General features: G+C 67.6%; 20 protein-coding genes, 2 tRNA genes and 1 riboswitch. Of the genes, 17 read left to right on the top strand and 5 right to left on the bottom strand.

The features are described from left to right. Positions 1-15: 15 nt before the first annotated feature. The 3 genes from AC5RTY_RS13155 (at position 16) to AC5RTY_RS13145 (ending at position 3,350) form a co-directional block, all read left to right on the top strand. The gene (locus tag AC5RTY_RS13155; RefSeq protein WP_494139639.1) at positions 16-972 is read left to right on the top strand and encodes a PDR/VanB family oxidoreductase; all 957 of its coding nucleotides are present in this window, start codon (positions 16-18) and stop codon (positions 970-972) included. 122 nt (positions 973-1,094) lie between these two features. After that, positions 1,095-2,363 carry a M20 family metallo-hydrolase gene (locus AC5RTY_RS13150; RefSeq protein WP_494139638.1) on the top strand — a complete coding sequence of 423 codons (1,269 nt, stop codon included), beginning with the start codon at positions 1,095-1,097 and terminating at the stop codon, positions 2,361-2,363. Between the two features lie 207 nt (positions 2,364-2,570). After that, positions 2,571-3,350: a CPBP family intramembrane glutamic endopeptidase gene (locus AC5RTY_RS13145; protein WP_494139637.1), complete on the top strand. Its 780-nt coding sequence runs from the start codon at positions 2,571-2,573 to the stop codon at positions 3,348-3,350. 84 nt (positions 3,351-3,434) lie between these two features. On the opposite strand, the gene AC5RTY_RS13140 is transcribed toward AC5RTY_RS13145, so the two are convergent. After that, positions 3,435-4,076, bottom strand: coding sequence for a VOC family protein (locus AC5RTY_RS13140; RefSeq protein ID WP_494002488.1), 642 nt, complete (start codon positions 4,074-4,076; stop codon positions 3,435-3,437). A 227-nt stretch (positions 4,077-4,303) separates the two neighbouring features. After that, positions 4,304-4,418, top strand: a riboswitch (SAM riboswitch). 67 nt (positions 4,419-4,485) lie between these two features. On the opposite strand from AC5RTY_RS13140, the gene AC5RTY_RS13135 reads away from it, so the two are divergent. After that, on the top strand, positions 4,486-5,811 hold the full coding sequence (locus AC5RTY_RS13135) for a bifunctional o-acetylhomoserine/o-acetylserine sulfhydrylase (protein ID WP_494014236.1): 1,326 nt from the start codon (positions 4,486-4,488) through the stop codon (positions 5,809-5,811). A gap of 80 nt (positions 5,812-5,891) precedes the next feature. Next, entirely contained in the window at positions 5,892-6,962 is a 1,071-nt protein-coding gene (metX, locus tag AC5RTY_RS13130; RefSeq protein ID WP_494139719.1) for a homoserine O-acetyltransferase MetX, read from the top strand. Positions 6,963-7,059: 97 nt separating this feature from the next. Here metX and AC5RTY_RS13125 read toward each other — a convergent pair whose 3' ends face one another. Then, positions 7,060-8,226: a winged helix DNA-binding domain-containing protein gene (locus tag AC5RTY_RS13125; RefSeq protein WP_494139636.1), complete on the bottom strand. Its 1,167-nt coding sequence runs from the start codon at positions 8,224-8,226 to the stop codon at positions 7,060-7,062. Positions 8,227-8,238: 12 nt separating this feature from the next. Continuing rightward, entirely contained in the window at positions 8,239-9,081 is an 843-nt protein-coding gene (locus AC5RTY_RS13120) for an SGNH/GDSL hydrolase family protein (RefSeq protein ID WP_494139635.1), read from the bottom strand. A gap of 152 nt (positions 9,082-9,233) precedes the next feature. Here AC5RTY_RS13120 and AC5RTY_RS13115 point away from each other — a divergent pair, with 152 nt between their 5' ends. Both AC5RTY_RS13115 and AC5RTY_RS13110 read left to right on the top strand, forming a co-directional pair. After that, positions 9,234-10,307 carry an alpha/beta fold hydrolase gene (locus AC5RTY_RS13115; protein WP_494023768.1) on the top strand — a complete coding sequence of 358 codons (1,074 nt, stop codon included), beginning with the start codon at positions 9,234-9,236 and terminating at the stop codon, positions 10,305-10,307. Between the two features lie 102 nt (positions 10,308-10,409). Next, the gene (locus tag AC5RTY_RS13110; protein WP_494023769.1) at positions 10,410-11,060 is read left to right on the top strand and encodes an alpha/beta hydrolase; all 651 of its coding nucleotides are present in this window, start codon (positions 10,410-10,412) and stop codon (positions 11,058-11,060) included. A gap of 17 nt (positions 11,061-11,077) precedes the next feature. On the opposite strand, the gene AC5RTY_RS13105 is transcribed toward AC5RTY_RS13110, so the two are convergent. Continuing rightward, positions 11,078-11,305 carry an RNA-binding S4 domain-containing protein gene (locus tag AC5RTY_RS13105; RefSeq protein ID WP_494014231.1) on the bottom strand — a complete coding sequence of 76 codons (228 nt, stop codon included), beginning with the start codon at positions 11,303-11,305 and terminating at the stop codon, positions 11,078-11,080. A 185-nt stretch (positions 11,306-11,490) separates the two neighbouring features. On the opposite strand from AC5RTY_RS13105, the gene AC5RTY_RS13100 reads away from it, so the two are divergent. The 9 genes from AC5RTY_RS13100 (at position 11,491) to AC5RTY_RS13060 (ending at position 21,227) form a co-directional block, all read left to right on the top strand. After that, a complete protein-coding gene (locus tag AC5RTY_RS13100; RefSeq protein WP_494139634.1) occupies positions 11,491-12,879 on the top strand; it encodes a glycine--tRNA ligase in 1,389 nt (462 codons plus the stop codon). 83 nt (positions 12,880-12,962) lie between these two features. Continuing rightward, complete coding sequence (locus AC5RTY_RS13095; protein WP_494023770.1) at positions 12,963-13,871, top strand: GNAT family N-acetyltransferase; 909 nt, start codon at positions 12,963-12,965, stop codon at positions 13,869-13,871. Positions 13,872-13,874: 3 nt separating this feature from the next. Next, positions 13,875-15,278: a YibE/F family protein gene (locus AC5RTY_RS13090; RefSeq protein ID WP_494023771.1), complete on the top strand. Its 1,404-nt coding sequence runs from the start codon at positions 13,875-13,877 to the stop codon at positions 15,276-15,278. Positions 15,279-15,348: 70 nt separating this feature from the next. Continuing rightward, a complete protein-coding gene (locus AC5RTY_RS13085; RefSeq protein ID WP_494023772.1) occupies positions 15,349-16,017 on the top strand; it encodes an HAD family hydrolase in 669 nt (222 codons plus the stop codon). Between the two features lie 184 nt (positions 16,018-16,201). Further along, complete coding sequence (dusB, locus tag AC5RTY_RS13080; protein ID WP_494014226.1) at positions 16,202-17,383, top strand: tRNA dihydrouridine synthase DusB; 1,182 nt, start codon at positions 16,202-16,204, stop codon at positions 17,381-17,383. Continuing rightward, the gene (locus AC5RTY_RS13075) at positions 17,376-18,671 is read left to right on the top strand and encodes a deoxyguanosinetriphosphate triphosphohydrolase (RefSeq protein WP_494023773.1); all 1,296 of its coding nucleotides are present in this window, start codon (positions 17,376-17,378) and stop codon (positions 18,669-18,671) included. The genes dusB and AC5RTY_RS13075 overlap by 8 nt, the downstream gene beginning before the upstream one ends. Positions 18,672-18,780: 109 nt before the next feature. Further along, on the top strand, positions 18,781-20,880 hold the full coding sequence (gene dnaG / locus AC5RTY_RS13070) for a DNA primase (protein ID WP_494023774.1): 2,100 nt from the start codon (positions 18,781-18,783) through the stop codon (positions 20,878-20,880). Positions 20,881-20,960: 80 nt separating this feature from the next. After that, a tRNA-Asn gene (locus tag AC5RTY_RS13065) sits at positions 20,961-21,033 on the top strand. 121 nt (positions 21,034-21,154) lie between these two features. Then, a tRNA-Asn gene (locus AC5RTY_RS13060) sits at positions 21,155-21,227 on the top strand. Between the two features lie 50 nt (positions 21,228-21,277). Here AC5RTY_RS13060 and AC5RTY_RS13055 read toward each other — a convergent pair. Continuing rightward, a complete protein-coding gene (locus AC5RTY_RS13055) occupies positions 21,278-22,696 on the bottom strand; it encodes a GH1 family beta-glucosidase (RefSeq protein ID WP_494023775.1) in 1,419 nt (472 codons plus the stop codon). Positions 22,697-22,903: 207 nt separating this feature from the next. Here AC5RTY_RS13055 and AC5RTY_RS13050 point away from each other — a divergent pair, with 207 nt between their 5' ends. Then, positions 22,904-23,836 (top strand): phage holin family protein, encoded by a 933-nt coding sequence (locus tag AC5RTY_RS13050; RefSeq protein ID WP_494002473.1) that lies wholly within the window; start codon positions 22,904-22,906, stop codon positions 23,834-23,836. The last annotated feature ends 12 nt before the right edge of the window (positions 23,837-23,848 follow it).

The raw sequence follows: 23,848 nt of genomic DNA, 5'->3' as shown, positions 1-23,848 counted from the left end.
ACCGTGAGGGCAATCATGAATGAAGATTTTTTTGACGTCGAAGTTCGCTCAATCCGGCAGGAGTCCAACTGTGTAGTCTCCCTGCAGTTGGAACATCCGCTGGGCGAGGATCTGCCGGAGTGGGACGCCGGCTCACATGTGGACGTCCTCCTTCCCAACGGCCTCTTGCGCCAATACTCGCTCTGCTCTGAGCGGACGAACCGTGCTGCCTGGCGGCTGGGCATACTCCGCGAACCCGACGGGCGCGGCGGCTCGGCCTACGTGCACGACATGCTGAGGCCGGGAACCAAAATTCAGGTCCGGGGACCGCGCAACAATTTCGTCCTGGCACCTGCCGGCAGCTATGCCTTCATCGCCGGCGGCATTGGCATTACCCCCATCCTGCCGATGATCCGCGAGGCCGCCGCCCTCGGAGTCCCATGGCGTCTGCTCTATCTGGGGCGGAGCCGCTCGTCGATGGCGTTTCTCGATGAGATCCAGTCGCTTGGGGGAGACATCCATATCCACGCGGATGACGAAAGCGGCTTCTACCCGTTGGCAGAACTGTTGGGGGACCTACCCTCGGAAACACACGTTTACGCCTGCGGTCCCGGGCCATTGCTAAATGTCATCCAGACGATTGCCGACGGGTGGGAAGTCCCTGCGCGTTTTCATTGTGAGCGCTTCACCGCCACCGGCGATAACTTACGTATGCCGGTGGGCGGCAATTCGGCGTTCATCGTTGAACTGGCCGATGGGACGGAGGTCCCGGTGGGCTCGGATGAGACCATCCTGCAGGCCCTTGAGTCGGTCGGGATCACCCCTTTGAGCTCCTGCCGGGAGGGAATCTGCGGCACCTGCGAAACTCCTGTGCTGGGCGGCGAAATCGACCATCGTGACTCGCTGCTCTCCGACGACGAACGCGAGTCCGGAGACACCATGATGATCTGCGTCTCCCGGTGCAAGGGCAAGCGTCTGCTGCTGGATTTGTAGGCGAGCGCCTTGCAGCCGAAGGCACCACAGCCCTTCATCTCACACCAGGCCCTTCCCCCAGCCGGTGAACAGACGGCAGCCTTAAGGGTGAGTGCGTAAAACGCCGCCTTAGGAGTAGAAACATGCAGGATGCGGCATCGCTGGAGCCGGTCCAGGAACGTCTATGGGCCGATCTGATAGATCTCTCACAACTACGAGAATCCGACTCACCTGGGTGGAGCCGCCCGGTCTTCAGCGATCCTTATTCGGCGTCCCGCATCTGGGTACAATCCCGCATGCGGGACGCCGGCCTCGAAGTCACTGTTGACCCTGCAGGAAACATCGTCGGCCGACTCCGAGGGCGCTATTCCGGCCCGCCGCTAGTCACCGGGTCACACACCGACACCGTGGTAGGAGGCGGACGATTCGACGGGATCGTCGGAGTGCTTGGAGGCATAGAAGCTGCGCGCCGCTTCCGCGAGACTTCCACGATGCTCAATCATGATCTGCTGGTCGTCGACTTTCTGGGTGAAGAAGCGAACCCCTACGGTGGATACTGCCTCGGTAGCCGTGCGGCAGCTGGCGCGATGAGGACGGAGGATCTGAACCGTACAGACTCAGTTGGCAACAGACTGGGCGACGCGGTGGCACGCTTCGGCGTGGATCCAAACGGCATGCTTGCACGCTCGTGGGCGCAAAACGAACTACACGGGTACCTCGAACTGCATGTGGAGCAAGGCCCGATCCTTGAGCAGAAGGGAATCGATGTAGGAATTGTTACCTCAATCGTTGGCGTTCACACGCTGCTCGCCACCTTTCTCGGCAGATCGGATCATGCCGGCACTCGTAACATGGATGACCGGCGGGATGCATTGGTCGCTGCAGCCAAGGCCGTCCTGGCCGTCGAACGGGAGGCCTGTGAAGCACCTGTCCATGCGGTCGCGACCAGCGGCAACCTGCTCGTTGAAGCAGGTTCTGGAAACGTGATTCCGGGTCGAACAACGCTGATGGCAGAATTCCGCAGCGACAATCAGATCTGGCTCTCTGGTGTGCGGAGAAGGGTAGCCGATCAAATCCTTCGGCAGAGCGCCGAAAGCGGAGTGGAAGCACTCCTTGACTGGGCGGCGGAAACTCCTGTCGTACCGGCTAACGCATCAGTACAGAACGTGACGGCATCAGCACTCGATGGCCTCGGGCTCCCCTGGATGCCCATGCCGAGTGGCGCCGGTCACGACGCTGCGCACCTGGCAGCCCGCTGCCCTGCTGGAATGATCTTCATCCCATCTCACAACGGCCGAAGCCATTGCCCGGAAGAGTGGACAGACGCCGTGCACATCAGTAGAGGAGTGCATGTGCTGGCAGCCAGCCTTCTAAAAATGGATCGGACGGAAACCTTGAAACCTGATTTCTAGCCGCGCGATTCCTGGCGGTCATTACACTACTGGCACCTAGCCGGTTTCTAATGGACTCCCGTCTTGGGTGGCGAGATCGATCACCGCGACCCGCTGCTCTCCGACGATGAACGCGAGGCCGGAGACCCCATGAGGATCTGCGTCTCCCTCTGAAAGCACTCCACGCCTTGTATCTGCGCCCGCGGTTCTCTTGGGAAGATGGGGGCTATGGACAAGCAGAAGGTCGCCACCGCGAGCACGCCGCGCACGGTCAAGTACTACCGGGCGGAAGTGCTCATCGTCCTGGGACTCTCGCTCGGGCAGTCGGCGGTCTATGCCGTGGTGAACCTGCTGGAAAAAATGACCCGCGCTCCGCTGGCCTCGCAGACGACCACGCTGAACCCGGTGCTGAACGAGCGGGAGCTCTTCGATTTCGTGTACCAAATGCTCGGCATCGTCTTTGCGCTGGTGCCGGTGGCCTTGGTGCTGTTTTTGATGACCGTTCCCGGACGGTCGGCCTTCCGGGCGATCGGGTTCACGTTTTCCCGGCCCCGGCTGGACTTCGGCTTGGGCTTCCTGCTCGCGCTGGTGATCGGTGTCGGGACGCTGGGCGTTTATGCCGCCGGCCGGGCCCTGGGTATCACCACCGCCATTGTCCCGGCGGCCCTGGACGAATACTGGTGGACGGTTCCGGTGTTGATCCTGTCCGCGCTGCGGCATGCGGTCCTCGAAGAGGTGGTCATGGTGGGCTATCTCTTCAACCGCTTCGCGAGGTTCGGCTGGGGCATTTGGTCCGCGATCTTCGTCAGCGCCGCCCTGCGCGGGACCTACCACCTCTACCAGGGCATCGGGCCGGGCATCGGGAACTTCCTCATGGGTTTGGTCTTCGGCTACGCCTATACAAAGGCCAAGCGGGTGATGCCGCTGGTGGTGGCGCACGCGCTGCTGGATATTGCCGGTTTCGTCGGCTACACACTGCTGGGGCCGGCCATCGGCATCGGCACGTGAAACCGGCCGGGCAGCGCAGCGGCGCCCGGCCTTGCGATCAGGGCGCCGCTGCGGCGATCGACGACGTCGATCCTCTCGAAAGACTTACAGTTCGACGATTCCGTTGGCGGTTTCGAAGCGGACGGACAGGATGCCCGGCGTACCGTTCGGTGCCGTCCAGGCGACCTTGACGTCGTCCAGCAGGCCGTCGACCGGCGTGCCTAGCCAGTCCGCCACCCGCTCGGAAGAGCCGGCGATGGTCAGGCCGATCAGCTTGACCGTGGCGGGGCGGGCGTTGGACGGGTGCAGCGGTTCGGTGCCGTCATCCCAGCGCAACATGTAGGGCACCTGCGGGTCGGCGATGAGGCCCTTGATCCCGATCTGCTGCCAGCTCAGTTCCTGCCCATCCGGGAACTTGCGGTTGCCGGGAACCGCGTGGCGGCCCAGCCGTTCTTCGAACGGGGTCAGGTCGTCGACCGCCACGCACCAGCCCATCCAACCGCCGCCGGCTTCCGACCGCGCCCGCACTGCCTGGCCAAAGGGGGCCTTGTCGGAAGCGGGGTGGTCGAGCACCTCCACGACCTCCAGGTAGTGGTGGTCGGTGAGGGGGAAGATCATATTGCGGGTGCCGAAGCGGGGGTGAACCCCGCCCTTGACGGCGTCGATGCCCAGGGCTTTGGAGATCCGCTCTGAGGTGGCAGCCAGACCGTCGGGTTCAGCGGCATAAGAAACATGGTCGAAGCGCATGGCATTATCTTGGCACTTTGTGAACCCGCTCTCGACTTAGGGTGACCTAAGTCACTCAATTTGCGGCTCGTGGTGAACGCGCCGTTCCGGACAGCAAATCCGCCTCCCCGGCACGCGCCGGCAACAGTGACGAAGCGGACGGTCGGACAGGCGGTCCGGAGACCGGTGCCCAGTCATAAGGTGTCATATTGTTGCGGCCGCCGGCTTGTCTGCGGAGACTGGAGGCAGGTCATGAGTGCCAGCGCAAAACCCCGGTTTGCTGGCCGGCAACCCTCCAACCGCGGTGGGGTGCCCCGGGTGAAGACCAGGCAGCCGCCATAAGGCGGTGCGCAAGCGCGGGTCACACCCGGGACAGACATGCCGGCACGGCCGGATCCCGGATGGCCCCTTCCAGTGAAGGAGTTGCACCATGTCCAACGCCGATTGGTCCTTTGAAACCCGTCAGATCCACGCAGGGCAGGAGCCGGACGCCGCCACGGGCGCCCGCGCACTGCCGATCTACCAGACCACGTCGTTCGTGTTCCCCAGCGCGCAGAGCGCGGCCGACCGGTTCGCCCTGTCCGAACTGGCACCCATCTACACCAGGATCGGCAACCCCACCCAGGAAGCGGTCGAGACCCGGATCGCCAACCTGGAGGGCGGCGTCGGCGCCCTGCTGCTTGCTTCGGGCCAGGCCGCGTCGACGTTCTCCATCCTCAACCTGGCCGAGGCCGGCGACCACATCGTGGCCAGCCCCAGCCTGTACGGCGGCACCTACAACCTGCTGCGCACCACGCTGCCCAAGTTCGGCATCGAGGTCACCTTCGTCGAGGATCCGGACAACCTGCAGCAGTGGCGCGATGCCGTCAAGCCGAACACCAAGGCGTTCTTCGGCGAGGTCGTCTCCAACCCGCGCCAGGACGTGCTGGACCTGGAGTCGGTCAGCGCCATCGCCCACGAAAACGGCGTGCCGCTGATCGTTGACAACACCTTGTCCACCCCGTACCTGATCCGCCCGATCGAGTGGGGGGCCGACATCGTGCTCCACTCGGCCACCAAGTACCTCGGCGGCCACGGGACGGCGATCGGCGGCGTGATCGTCGACGCCGGCACGTTCGATTTCGCCGCCGACCCCGAAAAGTTCCCGGGGTTCAACACGCCGGACGACACGTACAACGGGCTGGTCTTCGCCCGCGACCTCGGCGTCAACGGCGCTCTGGGCGCCAACCTGGCCTACATCCTCAAGGCCCGGGTGCAGTTGCTGCGCGACCTGGGGTCCGCCATCTCGCCGTTCAATGCCTTCCTGATTGCCCAAGGGCTGGAGACGCTGAGCCTGCGCGTGGAGCGGCATGTGGCCAACGCTCAGAGGGTGGCCGAATTCCTGGAAGAGCACGACGACGTTGCCTCCGTCGCGTACCTCGGCCTGCCCTCCAGCCCCTGGTATGAGCGCGGCCGCAAGTACGGCCCGAAGGGGACCGGCGCCATCGTCGCGTTCGAAATCAAGGGCGGCATCGAGGCCGGCAAGCGCTTCGTGGACGGCCTTGAACTGCACTCGCACGTGGCCAACCTGGGCGATGTGCGCTCGCTGGTGATCCACCCGGCGTCGACCACCCACGCCCAGCTCTCGGCCGCGGAGCGGGTCGCGGCCGGGGTAACCGACGGGCTGGTCCGCCTGTCGGTGGGCATCGAGAACGTCAACGACATCATCGCCGACCTGGAGGCCGGTTTCCGCGCCGCCAAGGGTGCGGACGACTAGGCAAGCAGGTAGAGCGCAGCGTGACGATAGTGCAACCGCAGGAACTGGTGGAACAGGCGACCGACGGCATCCTGCGCCGGATGCCGGTTGGTGCGCTGGAGTTGGAAGCCGGCGGCTATCTGCCCGAGGTGGTCCTCGGCTTTGAAACCTGGGGCACCTTGAATGCGGACGCGTCCAACGCCGTCCTGATTCAGCATGCCCTGACCGGCAGCACGCACGTCGCACGCGGCTGCTCGGACGAGGACGGTTGGTGGGACGATCTGGTGGGCCCCGGTGCCACGATCGACACGGAGCGCTATTTCGTCGTGGCCGCCAACATGATTGGCGGCTGCTACGGCTCCACCGGTCCCTCGTCGCCGGCTCCGGACGGGACGCCGTGGGGTTCACGCTTCCCGTTCGTCACGATCCGCGATTCGGTCCGGGCCGAGGCGCGGCTGGCCGACGCGCTGGGGATCCGGCGCTGGCACACGGTGCTCGGCGGGTCGATGGGTGGCGCCCGCGCGCTTGAATGGGCGGCTACGTTCCCGGAGCGCACGGCCCGGTGCGCCGTCCTGGCGTGCGGCGCCGCGAGCACCGCCGAACAGATTGCCTTCGCGCAGGCGCAGGTCGCGGCCATCCGGCTGGACCCGTACTTCTCCGGCGGCGACTATTACGGGGGCCCCGCTCCCGAGGCTGGACTGGGTATCGCCCGGCGGATCGCGCACATCAACTACCGCTCGGAGCCGGAGCTGGAGTACAGGTTCGGCCGCAAGGCGCAGGCGGAGGAGCAGCCGTTCGGCGGCATTACGCCGTCCGCCCGTGGCCGCTATGCCGTGGAAAGCTACCTCGACTACCAGGCGGACAAGCTCGTCGCGCGCTTCGACGCCAACAGCTACATACTGCTCACCGAGGCCCTCATCAGCCACGACGTTGCCCGGGGCCGGGGCTCGCTGGAGCAGTCGCTGGGCGGCCTCACCGACACGCAGTTCTTCGTCGCCGCGGTGGATTCCGACCGCCTGTACTTCCCGGAACAGTCGCGGCAGCTGGCCGAGGCGCTGCCCGGGGCGGTCAAGGTCCACACCATCGAGACGCCGCTGGGCCACGACGGTTTCCTCACCGACATCCACCAGCTGCACGAGGCCCTCACCGAGGCGTTCTTCGCGCCCGCCTGACTTTTCGGCCCGCGTGACAGCGGCCTCGGTACGACGTCGGTGCGCGCCCTCCGCGCCGATTGCCACCGCCGCGCCCGATCGGGGGGGGAGCGGAGCGTCAGGTCAGTTCGAGCGATACCGGCCGCCGCAGGAAGGCCGCGTACCGTTCCACCGCGTCGTCCACGGCCTGCCGCTCCGGCTCGGTGAAGAACCGCAGCGGCTTGAGCCGCAGCTCGGCGGAGCCGGGCCGGAGGACGTGTCTCCAGTTGCCGGCCATCCGTCCGTCCAACAGCAGCACGTGGATCGGCACGTCGCCGCCCGGCGCCGCCGGCGCGCTGCCGCCCAGATAGCCGCGGGTTTTGGTGTAACCCATGACGTATTCGTCGTAACACTGGATCAGGTCCGCCCGCGGGTGTCCGTCGCCCGCCGCGGCTGCGGCGCCGCCGATCGTCCCGGCGGCGGGGGAGTACCAGAGCTGTTGCCCCTCGGTTTCGAACAGTTCCAGTCCGTCTCGGCCCCCGGCTTCGAGGCCGCGCTTGACGTCCGCCTGAGGCAGTTTGGACCAGTCGGAACAGTCCTTCAAGGTCGCCGGTCCGCGGCTGGTGAAGTACCGCCCGGTCAGTTGGGCCAGCGCCGCGTCGCGGTCGAAGTCCGCGGCCAGCGGCGGTACCCGCTCGTCGAAGGCCGCATACGTTTGCTGCACGGCGCCCGACCTGGCCGTCCGCGGAGGCCCGTTCACCAGCACCCGATCCATTTCCGCATGGAACACCAGGTGCCCCAGCCGCTGCCCGCGCAGCGTCGCTCCGTTCAGCCTCGCGCCGTCGTCCTTCAGCAGCGCCGCCTGGGCGAGCCGGGCGGCGAGCTCGTCCCTGGTGAGGTGCCGGCCTCCGGCGACGGCCGCGGCCAGCACGTCATTGCTGCGCGCCACCGTTGCCTCATCCAGTCCCAGCTGCCGGTCCCGGCCCTTGTTCCCTGCCTTGAGGCGGGGGCCGGAGAGCAGCATCAGCCAGCGTAGGTCCCCGGCCGCCACAAAGTGCCAGGTGGGCCGCAGGACATGCGTGCGCAGGATGCGTCCGCCGGCGATCGCCGCATCCACCTCCGCAGCGTTGTCCCGTGCCGGTCCGCCGCAGCGCTGGGCCAGCGACCAGCGGGCATAGGCATATTCCTGGGACTGGAAGGCGAGCAGCCAGCGCAGGGCGGCGGCGGCGTCGTCCCGGGGGCTGTCCCACAGCCGCTGTGCCCGCAGCCGGTGACGGCGGATCTCCTGGGGACTCGGCTGCTGCACCGGCTGCTCCTGTTACCCGGCCGCGCCGGGAGGCATGCCCGGACCGAAGAAGGGGTCGGCGGCCGGCCGCTTGGGCAGGATCCCGTCGCCCGAGGACTGGTGGCGGACCCGGCGCAGGACCCACGGGACCAGGTGCTGGCGGGCCCATACCAGGTCCTCGGTGCGGGCGGTGCGCCAGTTCTTGGGTGGCAACGGTTTGGGCGTCTCGGGCTGCAGCGAATGCTCCACGTTGAGGGCGTCCAGCACCATGGCCGCGATGGTGTGGTGCCCCAGCGGGGAGAAATGCAGCCTGTCAGGTGCCCACATCTGCGGTGCCTTCAGCTGGCGCAGCGCCCACATGTCGGCCACGACGGCGTTATGGCGTGCCGCCACCGTGCGCAGGTTCTCGTTGTAGATGGCCGCCTTGCCGCGGACACTGCCGATGACGGGCGTATCGCCGATGTCGGGCGCGGTAAACAGGACGATGGTGGCTTGCGACGCTGCCAGCCGGGTGACGGCGCGGTCGAACTTCTCGGCCAGGGCGTCCGGGTCGCCGCCCGGCCGGATCACATCATTGCCGCCCGCGCAGATCGAAATGAGGTCCGGCTGCAGGGCCAGGGCCGGTTCGACCTGTTCATCGATGATTTGCTGCAGCAGGCGGCCGCGGATCGCGAGGTTCGCGTAGGCGAAGTCATGGTGGCCGCGGGCGAGTTCCTCGGCCACGCGGTCGGCCCATCCGCGGTGTCCGCCCGGGCTCCCGGGGTCCGGGTCGCCGATGCCTTCGGTGAACGAGTCACCCAGGGCAACGTAACGGCTCCAGGGATGGCGGGCCGCAGCGATGGGCGCTTGTGTTTCGGAAAGGGACAAGTTACTCACAAGTACATTCTCCCAAGAAGGCGCGGGGATGCACAGGCGGTGGGAACCAATAGCTGAATCACCTTTCAGAAAGTGATGGTCAGCGCTCGGTTTACCGACTACTGTGTGCTTGACGCGGCCAACGGCGGCCGCCTCGACCTCGAGGAGCAGGGATGGAATTGCTGGCGGGAATCGTGGCGCGGCGTGTGCCGACGGAGCGGCTGACGGTGAACATCCTCGAGCGCGACGGCGACCGGCCCGACGGCACGCCGGTGGTCCTGGTGCATGGGAATGTTTCCTCCGCGCTGTTCTGGCAGGAGGCGATGCAGGCGCTGCCGGCCGACTACCGCGTGCTCGCCGTGGACCTGCGGGGTTTCGGCCAGACGGACCCGGCGCCGGTGGACGCCGGCCGCGGGCTGCGTGACTTTTCGGACGATCTTCATGCCACGCTGGAAACCCTGCAACTGGCGCCCGCGCACCTGGTGGGGTGGAGCATGGGCGGTGGCGTGGTGATGCAATACGCGCTGGAGCATCCGGTCCGTAGCCTCACGCTTCAGGCTCCGGTCTCGCCGTACGGCTTCGGCGGGACGGCTGGACCGGAGGGGCGCAGGCTCACCGCGGACGACGCCGGCACCGGCGGCGGGGGCGCCAACCCCGACTTCGTGGCGCGGTTGGAAGCCAGGGACACCAGCGGCGACGCGCCTGCCTCGCCGCTGTCGGTGTACCGCTCGACCTATGTGCACGCCGGGTTCCAGTCGCCCTACGAACGCATCTGGGTTGAATCGATGCTCAGCACCAAGACCGGCCCCGACAACTATCCGGGCGATTCCGTCCCCTCGCCGAACTGGCCCGGCTTCGCTCCCGGACGCAGGGGGGTGCTGAACACGATGGCGCCGGGGGTCTTCGAAGCCAGCGGCATTGTTGACCTGACGGACAAGCCGGACATCCTCTGGATCCACGGCGACAGCGACGCAATTGTCTCCGATGCTTCCTTCTTCGACCTGAACTGCCTCGGCAAGGCCGGTCTGGTGCCCGGCTGGCCGGGGGAGGAGGCGGCCCCGACGCAGCCGATGGTCGCGCAGACCCGGGCGGTGCTGGAAAAGTATGAGGCCAACGGCGGGCGCTTCACGGAGGTGCTGCTCGACAACTGCGGACATTCGCCGCACGTGGAGTATCCGGAACGGTTCGTCGCCGAGCTGACGGCGCACGTCGAACGGAGCGGCGGGGCCGGGCAGCCCGCGGTCTGAGGCCTCCCGGGCACCGGCTCGGGGGCCCGGGCCCTGGGAGATCCGACACCTTAAGAAGCTTTAACTTTCAAGCAATGGGCTCTTTGTGCCATCATGGAACCCATGACTGAAACTGCTTATCAGCCCGTCGTTGCCTGGTCCAAACCCGAACAGGAGCGGGCGGGGACGCCCCTGCTGGTGCTCTTCCACGGCTACGGATCCCACGAGCAGGACCTGATGGGCCTGGTGCCCGGACTGCCGGAGGAATTCACCGTGGCGGCGGTGCGCGCGCCGGTGGCGATGGGGCCAGGCTTCACCTGGTTCCCCCTGATGCACGAGCCGGACTTTTCCGTGGACAAGGTCACGAAGGCCGTCAGCGACGTGGTGTCCTGGCTGGACGGAGTCAAGGACATGCACAGCAGCGTTTCGGTGCTGGGCTTTTCCATGGGCATGGCGGTGGCCACCTCGGTGCTGCGGCACCGCCCGGAGGAAATCGCCGCGGTGGTCGGCCTGTCCGGATTCGCCGTGCCGGCCGCGGGCAACGATTTCTTCCGCGACGATGCGGTCAAGGCGATCAAGCCCCCGCTCTTCTGGGGCCGGGACCAGGCGGACCAGGTCATCACCCCGGACAAGATTGAGTTCACCCACGCCTGGACGAACGAGCATGTGGACCTGACCAAGGTCCTCTACCCCGGCATCGGCCACAGCATCAACGCCCAGGAACTGGCGCATGTGAAGGAGTTCCTGACCTACAAGGTGCTGCAGGGGAAGTAGCAAACGGCCCGTGCGGGTCAGTCGCGGCTGACCCGCACCGTTTGGCCGTTGCAGCTGACCGTATCGCCGGCGTGCAATTGCCGGCCGCGGCGCGTTTCGATGTCGCCGTTGACCTGGACCAGTCCGTTCTCGACGAACTCCTTGGCCTGGATCCCGTCGTCGGCGAGGTTGGCCAGCTTCAGCAGCTGGCCCAGCCGGATCATCTCGTCGCGGATCGGCACGTCATGGATATCGTCGGAAGCCATGGAACCATCATGCCTGATGCCTGTCGATGCATCCGCGCGGTTCGGGTTCGGGTTCCCGTTTTCGGTAGGCTAACGTTGTAGCTTCGCTATGCGCCGATCCGTGCCTGCAGCAGCCGGGCGGATCTGTGCCATGACAACCCTCGGACCGCACCCAGCGGCCCTGGAGAGATACGGAGAACCACCTCATGGCAGCAGCCAAATCAGCCCTCGATTCGATTATTTCGCTGGCCAAGCGCCGCGGCTTCGTGTTCCAGGCTGGTGAAATTTACGGTGGATCCCGCTCCGCATGGGATTACGGGCCGCTCGGCGTCGAGCTGAAGGAAAACATCAAGCGCCAGTGGTGGCAGACGATGGTCCGCGGCCGTGACGACGTGGTCGGACTGGATTCGTCGGTCATTCTTCCGCGCCAGGTCTGGGAAGCGTCCGGCCACGTGGACGTCTTTTCCGACCCGCTGGTGGAGTGCCTGAACTGCCACAAGCGCTACCGCGCCGACCACCTCGAAGAAGAGTACGAGGAGAAAAAGGGCCGCGCCCCGGAAAACGGGCTGAAGGACATCGCCTGCGTCAACTGCGCCACCAAGGGCGAGTGGACCGAACCCCAGGAATTCTCCGGCCTGTTGAAGACCTTTTTGGGCCCGGTCGCCCAGGAAGAAGGCATGCACTACCTGCGCCCGGAGACCGCGCAGGGCATCTTCGTGAACTTCAACAATGTCCTGACCACCTCGCGGAAGAAGCCGCCGTTCGGCATCGGCCAGATCGGCAAGAGCTTCCGCAACGAGATCACCCCGGGCAACTTCATCTTCCGCACCCGCGAGTTCGAGCAGATGGAAATGGAATTCTTCGTGGAGCCCGGGACGGACGAAGAGTGGCACCGGTACTGGATCGACGCCCGGCTGCAGTGGTACGTGGACCTGGGCATCAAACGCGACAACCTCCGCCTCTTCGAGCACCCGCTGGACAAGCTGAGCCATTACTCCAAGGGCACCACCGACGTCGAATACCGCTTCGGCTTCCAGGGCTCGGAATGGGGCGAGCTGGAAGGCATCGCCAACCGGACGGACTTTGACCTGTCCACCCACTCCAAGCACTCCGGCACCGACCTGAGCTACTTCAACCAGGCCACCAACGAGCGCTACACCCCGTACGTGATCGAGCCGGCCGCCGGGCTCACGCGGTCCTTCATGGCCTTTTTGGTGGACGCGTATACCGAGGACGAGGCGCCGAACGCCAAGGGCGGCGTGGACAAGCGCACGGTGCTGCGGCTGGACCCGCGGTTGGCCCCGGTCAAGGCCGCCGTGCTGCCGTTGTCCCGCAACGAGGACCTCTCGCCCAAGGCCAAGGAGCTGGGGGAGGCGCTGCGCAAGAACTGGAACATCGACTTCGACGACGCCGGTGCCATCGGCCGCCGCTACCGCCGGCAGGACGAGATCGGCACGCCGTTCTGCATCACGGTGGACTTCGACACGCTCGAGGACCAGGCGGTGACCATCCGTGAACGTGACTCGATGGCCCAGGAACGGGTCTCCCTGGACAAGGTCGAAGCATATTTGGCAGCCCGCCTGATCGGAGCCTGAACCGGCCGCGGACCGCGCGTCCGCAGCCGCTGCGGCAACCGTCCGGCCGCCCGATCAGGGCAGCCCACCCCTAAAGGAGAACCATGGCCCAGCTGACTTACCGTGACTGGCGCGAGGACGATGACCTGGCCCTGCTGGAGATCTGGGGCGACCCGGAAACCGGCCAGGCAGGTCACTTCCGTGCCATGCTCCGCCCGTCCGCCGACCAGCCGTGGTCGCGGTGCATCGTGGCCGAGGACCAGGGGATAGCCGTTGCCGCCGGCACCGTGTACGAGACCAGCCTGCATCCGGACCGGCTGTGGGTGTACGTCGAGGTTGCCCGCGACCACCGCGGCGCCGGGGTCGCCCGTGACCTGATGTCACGGCTCCGCGCCGAGGCCGAGCACGCGCCGTCGGGCGTGCGGAAGCTGCGGGCGAAGGTGGAGCCGGACACCTCCGGCGCCGCCTTCGCCCGGGCCGCCGGCCTGACCCAGATCCAGAGCTCGCGCGTGGTGCTGGTCTCACCCGGCGCGCTGCCGCTGCCCGACCTCGGGGAAACCGGTCCGCAACTGGAGGAGGCGGCCACCGGGTCGGTGGAACTGACCCGGGCCGTGGCCGACTTCTACAACTCGGTGCACGTGTGGGACCGGGCGGACATGACCGTGGGACGCGCCCAGCAGATGCTGCTCAGCGAGAGCGCGGGGGCCGGCGGAGCGGTGGTGCTGCGCAGCGCGCCCAAGTCCGACGGCGGCACCATCCAGGCTTTCGCCGTCAGCTACACGCACGAGCGCACGGACGCCCCGGCGGACGTGCTGCTGGGATACGACACCGCGCTTCCGGCCGAGGACGCCGAGGCCGCGGTGCGGGCGCTGCTGGCCATGCTGGTGGCGCAGTACCCGGTGCAGCTGGAGGTGGACGACTCGATGACCGCTGTGCTGGCCGTGCTGCAGCCGCTGCTGGACTCCGGTCTCGCGCGCCAGCTGGGTCCGGAAACCTCCATCGTCAGCGACTGACGCATGGGGCACAGCCACAGCCACGGATCCTCCACGCCCGGAGCCGCCGCACTGGCCGCCCGGCGGCGGGCCAACCTGCTCCTGGCGGCCATCCTGCTGCCGGTCACCGTCCTGACCCTGGTGGGCATGATCCTGCTCTGGCCCTCCGGGGACGGAGCCGGAGCCGAGGTCCCCGACCCCTATGCCGCGGCGCCCGGGGTGACCTTCGACGTCGGCACCGTGCAGAGGGTGGAGCTGGAAGACTGCCCCACCTCGCAGGCGGCGGTGGACGCCGGCATGGAAGCACAGGAGTGCCTGGTCGCCTACACCCAGCCCGACGCCGGCGGCTCGCCGCTGCCCGTGGAGATCACGCCCGAAATCGCGGCCTCGCGCGGCGTCGAGGCCGGCGACACCATCCGCTACCTGAATCTCTCCGGCGTCATGGGCGGGCAGGAGGGGGCCTACGTCTTCGTGGACTTCGTGCGCAGCGTCCCCATGGTGCTGCTGGCCGTGCTCTACGCCCTGGTCGTGGTGGCCGTGGCCCGCTGGCGCGGCTTCCGCGCGATGCTGGGGCTGGCGGGCGGTTTCCTGGTCCTGGCGCAGTTCATCCTGCCGGGCCTCATGGAAGGCAAGCCGCCGCTGCTGCTGGCGCTCATCGGCTCGGTGGTCATCATGGTCGGGGTGCTCTACTTCGCCCACGGATTCTCCGCCCGCACGTCCACCGCATTGCTGGGCACCCTGTTCGGCCTGGGCGTGACCGCCCTGCTGGCGGCCTGGGCCACCGACGCCGCCTACCTGACCGGCGTGGACGACGACTACACCTACCAGCTGATCAATCTGGGCGGCAGCCTCTCCGTCTCCGGGCTGATCATGTGCGGGTTGATCATCTCCGGACTGGGCGTGCTCAACGACGTCACCATCACCCAGTCGTCGGCGGTGTGGGAGATGTACGAACTGGCTCCCGGTGCCTCTGCCAGGCGCCTGTTCACCGGGGCCATGCGCGTGGGGCGGGACCACATCGCCTCCACCGTCTACACCATTGCCTTCGCCTACGCCGGCGCGTCCCTTCCGGTACTGATCCTGGTGTCGCTGCACGACCGGCCGCTGTTCGCCACGTTGACCAGCGGGGAACTGGCCGAGGAGATTGTGCGCACCCTGGTCGGCTCCATCGGCCTCGTCCTGGCTATCCCGATCACCACGTTGATCGCGGTGCTGGTGGTCAAGGCCACCGGCATCCGCGGCCCGGTGGCGGCGGGGGAGCGGTCGGGCCCCCGGCACCTCATGGCCGGAGCCGCCGCCGATCCCGACGCGGGGGTACGGGGGCCCGGCGGAGCCGCCGCAACCCGCGCGCCCGCCGACGCAGGGGTGCGGGACCCCGGGGCGGAAGCCACGGCGGGCCACGGCAGGCCCGCAGACCCGAGCGGCTAGACTGCACACATTGGCGCCGTGCCCGGGCAGGTGCCGAACGAAACCATCGCCGTCGTCGGGAGGAGTGCTCATGAAGGGCGTGCTGTTTGACGTGGACGGGACGCTAGTGGACTCGAACTACCTGCACGTGCTGGCCTGGTGGCAGGCCTTCCGGCAGGCGGGTCTCGACGTCCCGATGGCGGCCATCCACCGTTGCGTGGGAATGGGCGGCGGCAGGCTCATAGCGCAGCTGCTCGACGAGGACCGCGACCAGTCCCGGGACGAGGGCCTCAAGGCCGCCCACGGAACCGTCTTCTCCACCTTTTGGCCGGGTCTGCGCCGCTTCGACGGTGCCCGTGAGCTGGTGCGCCGGTCCGCCGAGGAGGGATTGGCCGTCGTGCTGGCCTCTTCCGCCGAGGGAACGGAGCTGGAAGTGTTGCGCCGCGTGATCGACGCCGACGGGTCCATCACCGCCGCCACCAGCTCCGCGGACGCGGAGAACAGCAAGCCGGCGCCGGACATCCTGCAGGCGGCCCTGGACGCGGCGGGCCTGCAGCCGGCAGACACCGTTTTCGTGGGCGATGCCGTGTGGGATGTCCAGGCGGCCGGAGACCTCGGGATTCCGTGCATCGGCCTCGAATGCGGCGGGACCCCCGCTGCGACCCTAATCCACGCCGGTGCGGCAGAGGTGTACCGGGACCCGCAGGACCTGCTCGAACACTTCACGGACAGCGCGCTCGGCGGCCTGCTGCGCGCCTGACGGCCGGCGCGCGCGGCAGGCAGGCGGTGTGCTGCGCTCCACGGCCGGCGCGCGGCCCGGCTGTCCCGCGGACGCGGACGAACCCCGGCGGCGCGGAGGAACGGCGGCGAAGCCGACCGGGGCCGTTAGTCCACTGGCGCGGGTGCCGGCGGACGGATTTGCCCGGTTTTGAGAGAATGGTGGGGTGACACTTACCGCTGCCCCCGAATCGGCCGCCAAGCTCGAGCTTCCACCGCTCAAACTCGGCCCGATAACCGTCGACACCCCGGTAGTGCTGGCACCCATGGCCGGCATCACCAACAAGGCGTTCCGCCGGCTCTGCCGCCAGTACGGCGGCGGCCTGTATGTGGCGGAAATGGTCACGTCCCGCGCGCTGGTCGAACGCAACCGGGAGTCCATGCGGATCATCTCGCACGATGAGGACGAGGACGTGCGGTCCGTCCAGCTCTACGGCGTGGATCCCAAAACCGTCGGCGCCGCCGTCCGCCTGCTGGTGGAGGAAGACCGCGCCGACCACATCGACCTGAACTTCGGCTGCCCGGTGCCGAAGGTCACCCGCCGCGGCGGCGGCTCGGCGCTGCCCTGGAAAACCGAACTGTTTACCGCGATCATCCAGGCCGCGACGCGCGAGGCGGCCAAGGGCGACGTGCCGCTGACCATCAAGATGCGCAAGGGGATCGACGACGAGCACCTGACCTTCATCGAGGCCGGCAAGATTGCCCGCGACGCCGGGGTGGCGGCCGTGGCGCTGCACGGCCGCACCGCCAGCCAGTTCTACTCGGGCAAGGCCGACTGGAACGCGATCGCGGAACTGCGGGAAGCCCTGCCGGACATCCCGGTGCTGGGCAACGGAGACATCTGGAGCGCCGAGGATGCGGTGCGGATGGTGCAACAAACGGGAGTGGACGGCGTCGTCGTCGGCCGTGGTTGCCAAGGCCGCCCGTGGCTGTTCGGCGACCTGCAGGCCGCCTTCGAAGGAACCGACAGGCGCTTCCGCCCGGGGTTGAAGGACGTCGCGGACAGCTTCTACCGGCATGCCGAGCTGCTGGTGGATTACTTCGAGGACGAGGGCAAGGCCCTGCGGGATATCCGCAAGCACGTGGCCTGGTACTTCAAGGGATACTCGGTGGGCGGAGAGCTGCGTGCCGCGCTGGCCCAGGTGCCTACCCTCGAAGTGCTGCGCGAACTGCTGGCCGAACTGGATGCCGACGCTCCCTACCCGGGGGCGGACGCCGAGGGCCCGCGCGGCCGGGCCGGTTCGCCCAAACGCACGGCGCTGCCCGACGGCTGGCTCTCCAGCCGGGAGCTGAACGCGGACCACAAGGCCATGATCGCCGCCGCTGAACTGGACGTCTCCGGTGGCTAAGGTACGCACCGGGCGCCCGGCCCCGCCCACGCCGGGATACACGGAGTTCGACCAGGAACGCTGGTACACCGAGGAGCCGAAGAGCACCTACCGCACGCAGTTTGAACGCGACCGGGCCCGGGTTCTGCACTCGTCGGCACTGCGGCGGCTGGGCGCCAAGACCCAGGTGGTGTCCCCGGACACGGACGACTTTGTGCGGACGCGGCTGACGCACAGCCTGGAAGTGGCCCAGGTCGGCCGCGAACTGGGACGCACCCTGGGCTGCGACCCCGACGTGGTGGACGCCGCCTGCCTGTCCCACGACCTGGGCCATCCCCCGTTCGGCCACAACGGGGAGACCGCGCTCAACGCCGCGGCCCACGCCATCGGCGGTTTCGAAGGCAACGCCCAGACCCTGCGGCTGCTGACCCGGCTGGAGCCCAAGATCCTGCGCCCGGACGGATCGCCGGCCGGGCTGAACCTGACCCGGGCCAGCCTGGACGCGGCCTGCAAATACCCGTGGTCCGCCGACGACGCGCCGGTGATCCACGGCAAGCGCACCAGCAAGTTCGGCGCCTACGAAGACGACCTTCCCGTGTTCAACTGGCTGCGCGAAGGCGCCGCGGAGCGCCGGTCCTGCCTGGAGGCCCAGGTGATGGACCTCGCCGACGATATCTCCTACTCCGTGCACGACGTCGAAGACGCCATCGTGGCCGGGCGCATCCAGCTCAAGTGGCTGGACAGCCCCGACACCCGCAGCCGGGTCATCGGCTACACCCAGCAGTGGTACCTGCCCTCCAGCGACGCTCAAGAGGTGGACGAAGCACTGACCCGGCTGGAGCAATCCGGCGTCTGGGTGCGCGAGGCCGACGGCAGCCGCAAGGCCATGGCGGCGCTGAAAGACATGACCAGCCAGCTGATCGGCCGCTTCTGCTCGAGCGCGATGGAAGCCACCCGCTCCATCTACGGCCCGCAGCAGCTGACCCGCTACGCAGCGGAGCTGGTGGTGCCGCAGGAAACCGCCATCGAGATCGCGGTGATGAAGGGCCTGGCCACCACGTTCGTGATGACCGCGGACCTGCGCCAGCCGGTCTACGAACACCAGCAGGAGATCCTGCACGACCTGGTCAGCGAGCTCCATGCCACGGGGGAGAAGCATCTGGAGGAGCCCTTTGCCTCGGATTGGCGGGATGCGGACGACGACGGCGGCCGCCTTCGCGTGGTCATCGACCAGATCGCCTCGCTCACCGATGTCTCCGCCCTGGCGCTGCACGAACGCCTGATGGGGGCCCACCGCACCCTCCTGTGAGGTTGCGGGCCGCAAGCAGCTTCCCTCCACAGGCGGCTGCGCGCGGTGCCTGGGGCACAGGCCGCCGCGGTTCCGGCGCCGATTTGGCGCGGCTGCATACCATGGGACTATGGCCGGACTCATTAAGCGTGAAGACATCGATGAAGTCCGCCAGCGTACCGACATCAAGGAAGTCATCGACGGCTACGTCACGCTGAAGTCGGCCGGCATCGGTTCATTCAAGGGCCTGTGCCCCTTCCACGACGAGCGGTCGCCGTCGTTCCACGTCCGTCCGCAGGTGGGCACCTACCATTGCTTCGGCTGCGGCGAGGGCGGCGACGTCATCTCCTTCGTGCAGAAGATGGATCACACCACGTTCAGCGAGACCGTGGAGAAACTCGCCCACCGCATCAATTACACGCTCCGGTACGAAGACGGCGGCACCGGCCCCCGCCGGGAAGACGTGGGCAAGCGGCAGCGGCTGCTGGACGCACACAAGGTTGCCGCGGAGTTCTTTCGGGAGCAGCTCCAGAGCCCGGGTGCCGCGGCGGCCCGGGAGTTCCTCTCCGGACGGGGCTTCGACCAGGCCGCCGCGGAGCAGTTCGCCGTGGGCTACGCCCCGCAGGGCTGGGACGGCCTGCTCAAGCACCTGACCGGCCGCGGCTTCACCCAGGACGAGTTGCGGATGACCGGCATGTTCTCCGGCGGATCGGACGGATCCGACGGCAGGAACAGCCGGATCTATGACCGTTTCCGTGGCCGACTCATCTGGCCCATCCGCGACCTGACGGGGGCGACGATAGGATTTGGTGCCCGCAAGCTCTTCGAGGATGACCAGGGGCCCAAATACCTCAATACGCCGGAGACGGCGCTCTACAAGAAGTCGCAGGTCCTGTACGGGATCGACCTGGCCAAACGGGACATCGCCCGCAACCGCCAACTGGTGGTCGTGGAGGGTTACACGGACGTGATGGCCTGCCACCTTTCGGGCATCGGGACGGCCGTGGCGACGTGCGGCACGTCCTTCGGCACCGACCACATCAAGATCGCCCGGCGCCTGCTCTCCGACGACGGGACCGGAGGGGAAGTGATCTTCACCTTCGACGGTGACGAGGCGGGCCAGAAGGCCGCGCTGCGGGCCTTCGAGGAAGACCAGCGCTTTGTCGCCCAGACCTACGTAGCCGTCGAGCCGAGCGGCGCAGATCCATGCGACCTGCGGTTGAGCCACGGCGAGGGTGCGGTGCGCGAGTTGATCAGCTCCCGCCGTCCGCTGTTCGAGTTCGCGATCAAGGCCACCTTGAAGAAGTTCAACCTGGACACGGTCGAAGGAAGGGTCCAGGCCCTCCGTGCCGCGGCCCCGGTGGTGGCCGAGATCAGGGACCCCGCCATGCGTCCCGGCTACTCGCGCGAGCTCGCCGGCTGGCTGGGCATGGACATCGATGACGTCACCCGGGCGGTGGCCGGGGCCGCTAAACGGGGACAGGAAGCCGGGACCCGGGCGGCGGGCCGCGAGCGGGGCCAGCAGGACCGCGGGCAGGAATCGAACCGCGGCAACCAGCAGCCGTCCGGACCGTACCGGCGCGGCGGCGGTCAGCAGGGCCGGGACGCATGGAATCCGGGAAATCCTTCCTCCCGGCAACAGGACGGCCGGCCTGCCTACGGGCACGCCGCGCAGCACGGCTACGGCCGGGGCGCCGAGGCCGCCGGAGAAACGGGCTACGCCCGGGAATCCGGCCAGTACGCGGCACCCCCGGCCTTTCCGCGGCCGGACCTGCGTGATCCCGTGGTCCGCCTGGAACACCAGGCACTGGAAGTGGCCATCCAGCAGCCCGGCCTCCTCGATGCCAACCAGTGGGAACAGTTCATGCAGGCCCGCTTCCTGGCGCCCGTGCACGTGGCCATCCACGGCGCCGTCCGGGCTGCGGGTGTTTCCGGTGCCACACCCTCGCAGTGGGTGGAGACCATCCGCCAGGAGGTCCCGGAGGAGCTGCGCACCTTCGTCTCGGAACTTGCGGTGACCCCGCTGCCTGCACAAAACGACGACGCCCTGCGGCTGTATTGCCGGGGGATCCTGAACCGGCTGCAGGACCTGCAGATCACCCACCTGAAGGCCGACAAGCTGGGCCAGTTGCAACGGATGGATCCAGCGTCCGATCCCGAGAGTTTCCAGCAGATCAACCGTGAATTGATGGAACTGGAAATGCAGCGGCGGGCCCTCCGCGCGGAGTAGGCCGGGCCTTCAATTGGCAAGTTCCGGCCTGCATTGAGTATGCTGTTGGAGGCCAAACCGCCGGTGGCGGATGGCAGCTTTCCCCCGTAGCTCAATTGGCAGAGCATTCGACTGTTAATCGAAGGGTTACTGGTTCGAGTCCAGTCGGGGGAGCGGACAAACACTGGATCCCCGCCTTCTGCAGGAGGCGGGGATCCAGTGCGTTTGGGGGCCCTCGGCGCGAGGCCGATTTCGTCTCCGCGCCGCCGTCCTGCTAGAGTTTTACTCGCTTCAATCCCCCGTAGCTCAATTGGCAGAGCATTCGACTGTTAATCGAAGGGTTACTGGTTCGAGTCCAGTCGGGGGAGCTGCAAGGCAAAATCCCGCACCCCGCGCCGGCTGCGGGATTTTTCTTTGGCTAGGCCGGGGAGACCCGGTTGCAGGCCGCGACCTGCGCATACCAGCGGCCGCTGTCCTTGACGGTGCGCTTCAGGGTGGCGTAGTCCACCCGGGTCAGGCCGAAGCGTTTGCTGTAGCCCCAGGCCCACTCGAAGTTGTCCATCAGCGACCAGCCGAAGTAGCCGCGCAGGTCCACGCCGTCCTGGATGGCACGGTGGCATTGCAGGATGTGTGCGCGCAGGAACTCCAGCCGCTGCCGGTCATGCACGGCGCCGTCGGCCGAGACCTCGTCGTCGAAGGCCGCCCCATTCTCGGTGACGAAGAGCGCCGTCCCGGCCGGGCCGCTGTACTCGTGCTGCAAACGGACGAGCAGCCGGTGCAGTCCTTCCGGCTGGATCTCCCAGCCCATCGCCGTCGTGGGCAGCCCGCGGGGAACAGAGCTGACATGGTCGGCCGCGGGGTAGGGCGGCGCCAGCGGACGCTCGACCGGGGCGGCATGCGTGTTTTCCGCGTCCGGGCGGGGGTGCCCGGTCACCGCTTCACCGTGGTAGTAGTTGACGCCCAGCGCCTGGATCCTGGTTCCGATCAGAGCCAGGTCGCCGTCCCGAATCCTGGCTTCCAGTCCGTACGGCCCCACGTCCACCAGAAAATCCGCCGGGTAGGAACCGCGGAAGACGGGGTCTAGAAAGGCGCGGTTGAACTGGCCGTCGATGCGGCGGGCGGCGTCCACATCGACGGGATCCTCCGGATTCAGGGGATCCGCCACCGTGAAGTTCAGGGTGAGGCCCAGCTCTGCGGCCGGATCGCGGCGGCGCAGCTCGTCGGAGGCCAGCCCGTGCGCCAGCAGCAGATGGTGCATGGCCGCCAAGGCCTGCGGCCTCGACTGGATGCCCGGCGCATGGACGCCCGAACCATAGCCGAGGAACGCCGAGCACCATGGCTCGTTGAGCGTGGTCCAGACGCGTACCCGGTCACCGAGCGCCTCATGGACCGCCAGGGCGTATTCCGCAAAGCGGTAGGCGGTGTCCCGGTTCGCCCAGCCGCCGTTCTCCTGCAGCGCCTGCGGCAAATCCCAGTGGTACAGCGTGAGCCAGGGCTTAATGCCCGCCGCGCACAGTTCGTCCACCAGGCGCGAATAGAAATCCAGGCCGGCCGGGTTCACGACCGCGTCGTCCGGTTTGACCCGCGGCCAGGACGTGGAAAACCGGTAGGCACCCAGGTTCAGGGCTGACATCAGCGCGACGTCCTCGCGGTAGCGGCGGTAGTGGTCGCAGGCCCGTTCGCCGGTCCCGCCGCCCACGGTGGCCCCCGGCAGCCGGCAGAAGACATCCCAGATGGAATCGGTGCGGCCGTCGTCCCGGGACGCACCTTCGATTTGGTAGGCGGCCGTCGCGGCGCCCCACAGGAACTGCTTCGGGAATTGCACGACCTTGCTCATCACTGGTCCCTTGCGGAAACGGGCGCGGACACGGGCTGCCTGCCAGCCTAGTTCGCAGGGCAGGTGAACGTAAGCGTTTACTCATATTTTTTGTTCCACAGCCCTCCAGTGAAACTACTCCCTACGGCTGAGAGGCCAGACTGGGGCAGAATGATAATTTGAAGGTGTGGACACTCGCGCACTACCGACAAGATGGAGGCAGAGCCCATGACCGGTCCGGAAAGCCACGGAAGCACCGCAACCGGTGAGAGGACGTCCGGGAGCACCGCAACCGGTGCGGCGACTCCCGGCAGCACCGTCACCGGGTTGCGGCCGCCCGGGAGCGCTGCAGCCCGTGTCGGGCAGCCAGGGAGCACCGCTGCCCGCGCCGGGCAGCCAGGCAGCTCCGCCGCCGGCGCCAGGTTGTCGACCGCGGGGCTGGCACGGCTCGCCGGCCAGCTGACCCCCCGCCAGCTTCAGGACGAGTTCTCGCTGGCCCTGCTCGAGCTCAAGGGCAAGGGCACCAAGGCAGGCATTGCCGCCGCGATCCTTGCGGTCGCGTTGGTGTTCCTGGTCCTGATGGCCATCTCCCTCTTGGTCGCCGCAATCATGGGACTGGCCCTCATCATGCCGGCCTGGCTGGCGGCGCTGCTCGTCGCAGCCGTGTTCCTGATCCTCGGCGGTATCCTGGCGCTCATTGGAATCTCGAGGGGCAAGAAGGCCATGCCGCTCCTTCCCGCCGAGGCCATCCGCGGCGTCAAGTACGACGTCGGCGTGTTGCGTGAGGGCAGCAGCTTCAATCCGGCGACACTGGACGAAAAGCCCCGGAAGGAGACCAAGGCGGAAAAGGCGGAGCGCAAGGAACCGCAGGAGCCGGCTCCGACGATGGACGAACTGCGTGCCCGTACCGCGGAACGCCGCGACCATTTGGCGGCAGTCAGGGACGATCTCGGCCGCCGCGTCGACCCCAAGCCCCGTGCGGAGCAGGCCAAGCGCCGGGCGAAGCATGCGGCAGATGCTGCCACGGAACGCCTGGTGGCAGGCGCCGAAGCCGTCAGCGAGGCCGGCCCGGAGCTGAGGGAGCGTTGGAAGCCACTGGCGACGCTGGCGGTTTCGCTGACCGCCATGGGCGTCATGCTCCGGCGGCTGCTGAAAAAATAACCATTACCACCG

This window comes from Arthrobacter sp. Y3224055, from assembly GCF_059090825.1.
The sequence above is the reverse complement of the archived record's forward strand: the minus strand, read 5'-3'. Positions and strand labels throughout refer to the sequence as shown.

Bases quoted from the DNA above. Each gene is read 5' to 3' on its own strand.
- AC5RTY_RS13100 (WP_494139634.1), top strand. From the start codon at position 11,491: ATGGCAGCAGCCAAATCAGCCCTCGATTCGATTATTTCGCTGGCCAAG.
- AC5RTY_RS13155 (WP_494139639.1), top strand. From the start codon at position 16: ATGAATGAAGATTTTTTTGACGTCGAAGTTCGCTCAATCCGGCAGGAG.
- AC5RTY_RS13095 (WP_494023770.1), top strand. From the start codon at position 12,963: ATGGCCCAGCTGACTTACCGTGACTGGCGCGAGGACGATGACCTGGCC.
- AC5RTY_RS13135 (WP_494014236.1), top strand. From the start codon at position 4,486: ATGTCCAACGCCGATTGGTCCTTTGAAACCCGTCAGATCCACGCAGGG.
- AC5RTY_RS13050 (WP_494002473.1), top strand. From the start codon at position 22,904: ATGACCGGTCCGGAAAGCCACGGAAGCACCGCAACCGGTGAGAGGACG.
- AC5RTY_RS13110 (WP_494023769.1), top strand. From the start codon at position 10,410: ATGACTGAAACTGCTTATCAGCCCGTCGTTGCCTGGTCCAAACCCGAA.
- AC5RTY_RS13090 (WP_494023771.1), top strand. From the start codon at position 13,875: ATGGGGCACAGCCACAGCCACGGATCCTCCACGCCCGGAGCCGCCGCA.
- AC5RTY_RS13105 (WP_494014231.1), bottom strand. From the start codon at position 11,305: ATGGCTTCCGACGATATCCATGACGTGCCGATCCGCGACGAGATGATC.
- AC5RTY_RS13150 (WP_494139638.1), top strand. From the start codon at position 1,095: ATGCAGGATGCGGCATCGCTGGAGCCGGTCCAGGAACGTCTATGGGCC.
- AC5RTY_RS13055 (WP_494023775.1), bottom strand. From the start codon at position 22,696: ATGAGCAAGGTCGTGCAATTCCCGAAGCAGTTCCTGTGGGGCGCCGCG.
- AC5RTY_RS13085 (WP_494023772.1), top strand. From the start codon at position 15,349: ATGAAGGGCGTGCTGTTTGACGTGGACGGGACGCTAGTGGACTCGAAC.
- AC5RTY_RS13115 (WP_494023768.1), top strand. From the start codon at position 9,234: ATGGAATTGCTGGCGGGAATCGTGGCGCGGCGTGTGCCGACGGAGCGG.
- AC5RTY_RS13140 (WP_494002488.1), bottom strand. From the start codon at position 4,076: ATGCGCTTCGACCATGTTTCTTATGCCGCTGAACCCGACGGTCTGGCT.
- dnaG (WP_494023774.1), top strand. From the start codon at position 18,781: ATGGCCGGACTCATTAAGCGTGAAGACATCGATGAAGTCCGCCAGCGT.
- metX (WP_494139719.1), top strand. From the start codon at position 5,892: ATGCCGGTTGGTGCGCTGGAGTTGGAAGCCGGCGGCTATCTGCCCGAG.
- AC5RTY_RS13145 (WP_494139637.1), top strand. From the start codon at position 2,571: ATGGACAAGCAGAAGGTCGCCACCGCGAGCACGCCGCGCACGGTCAAG.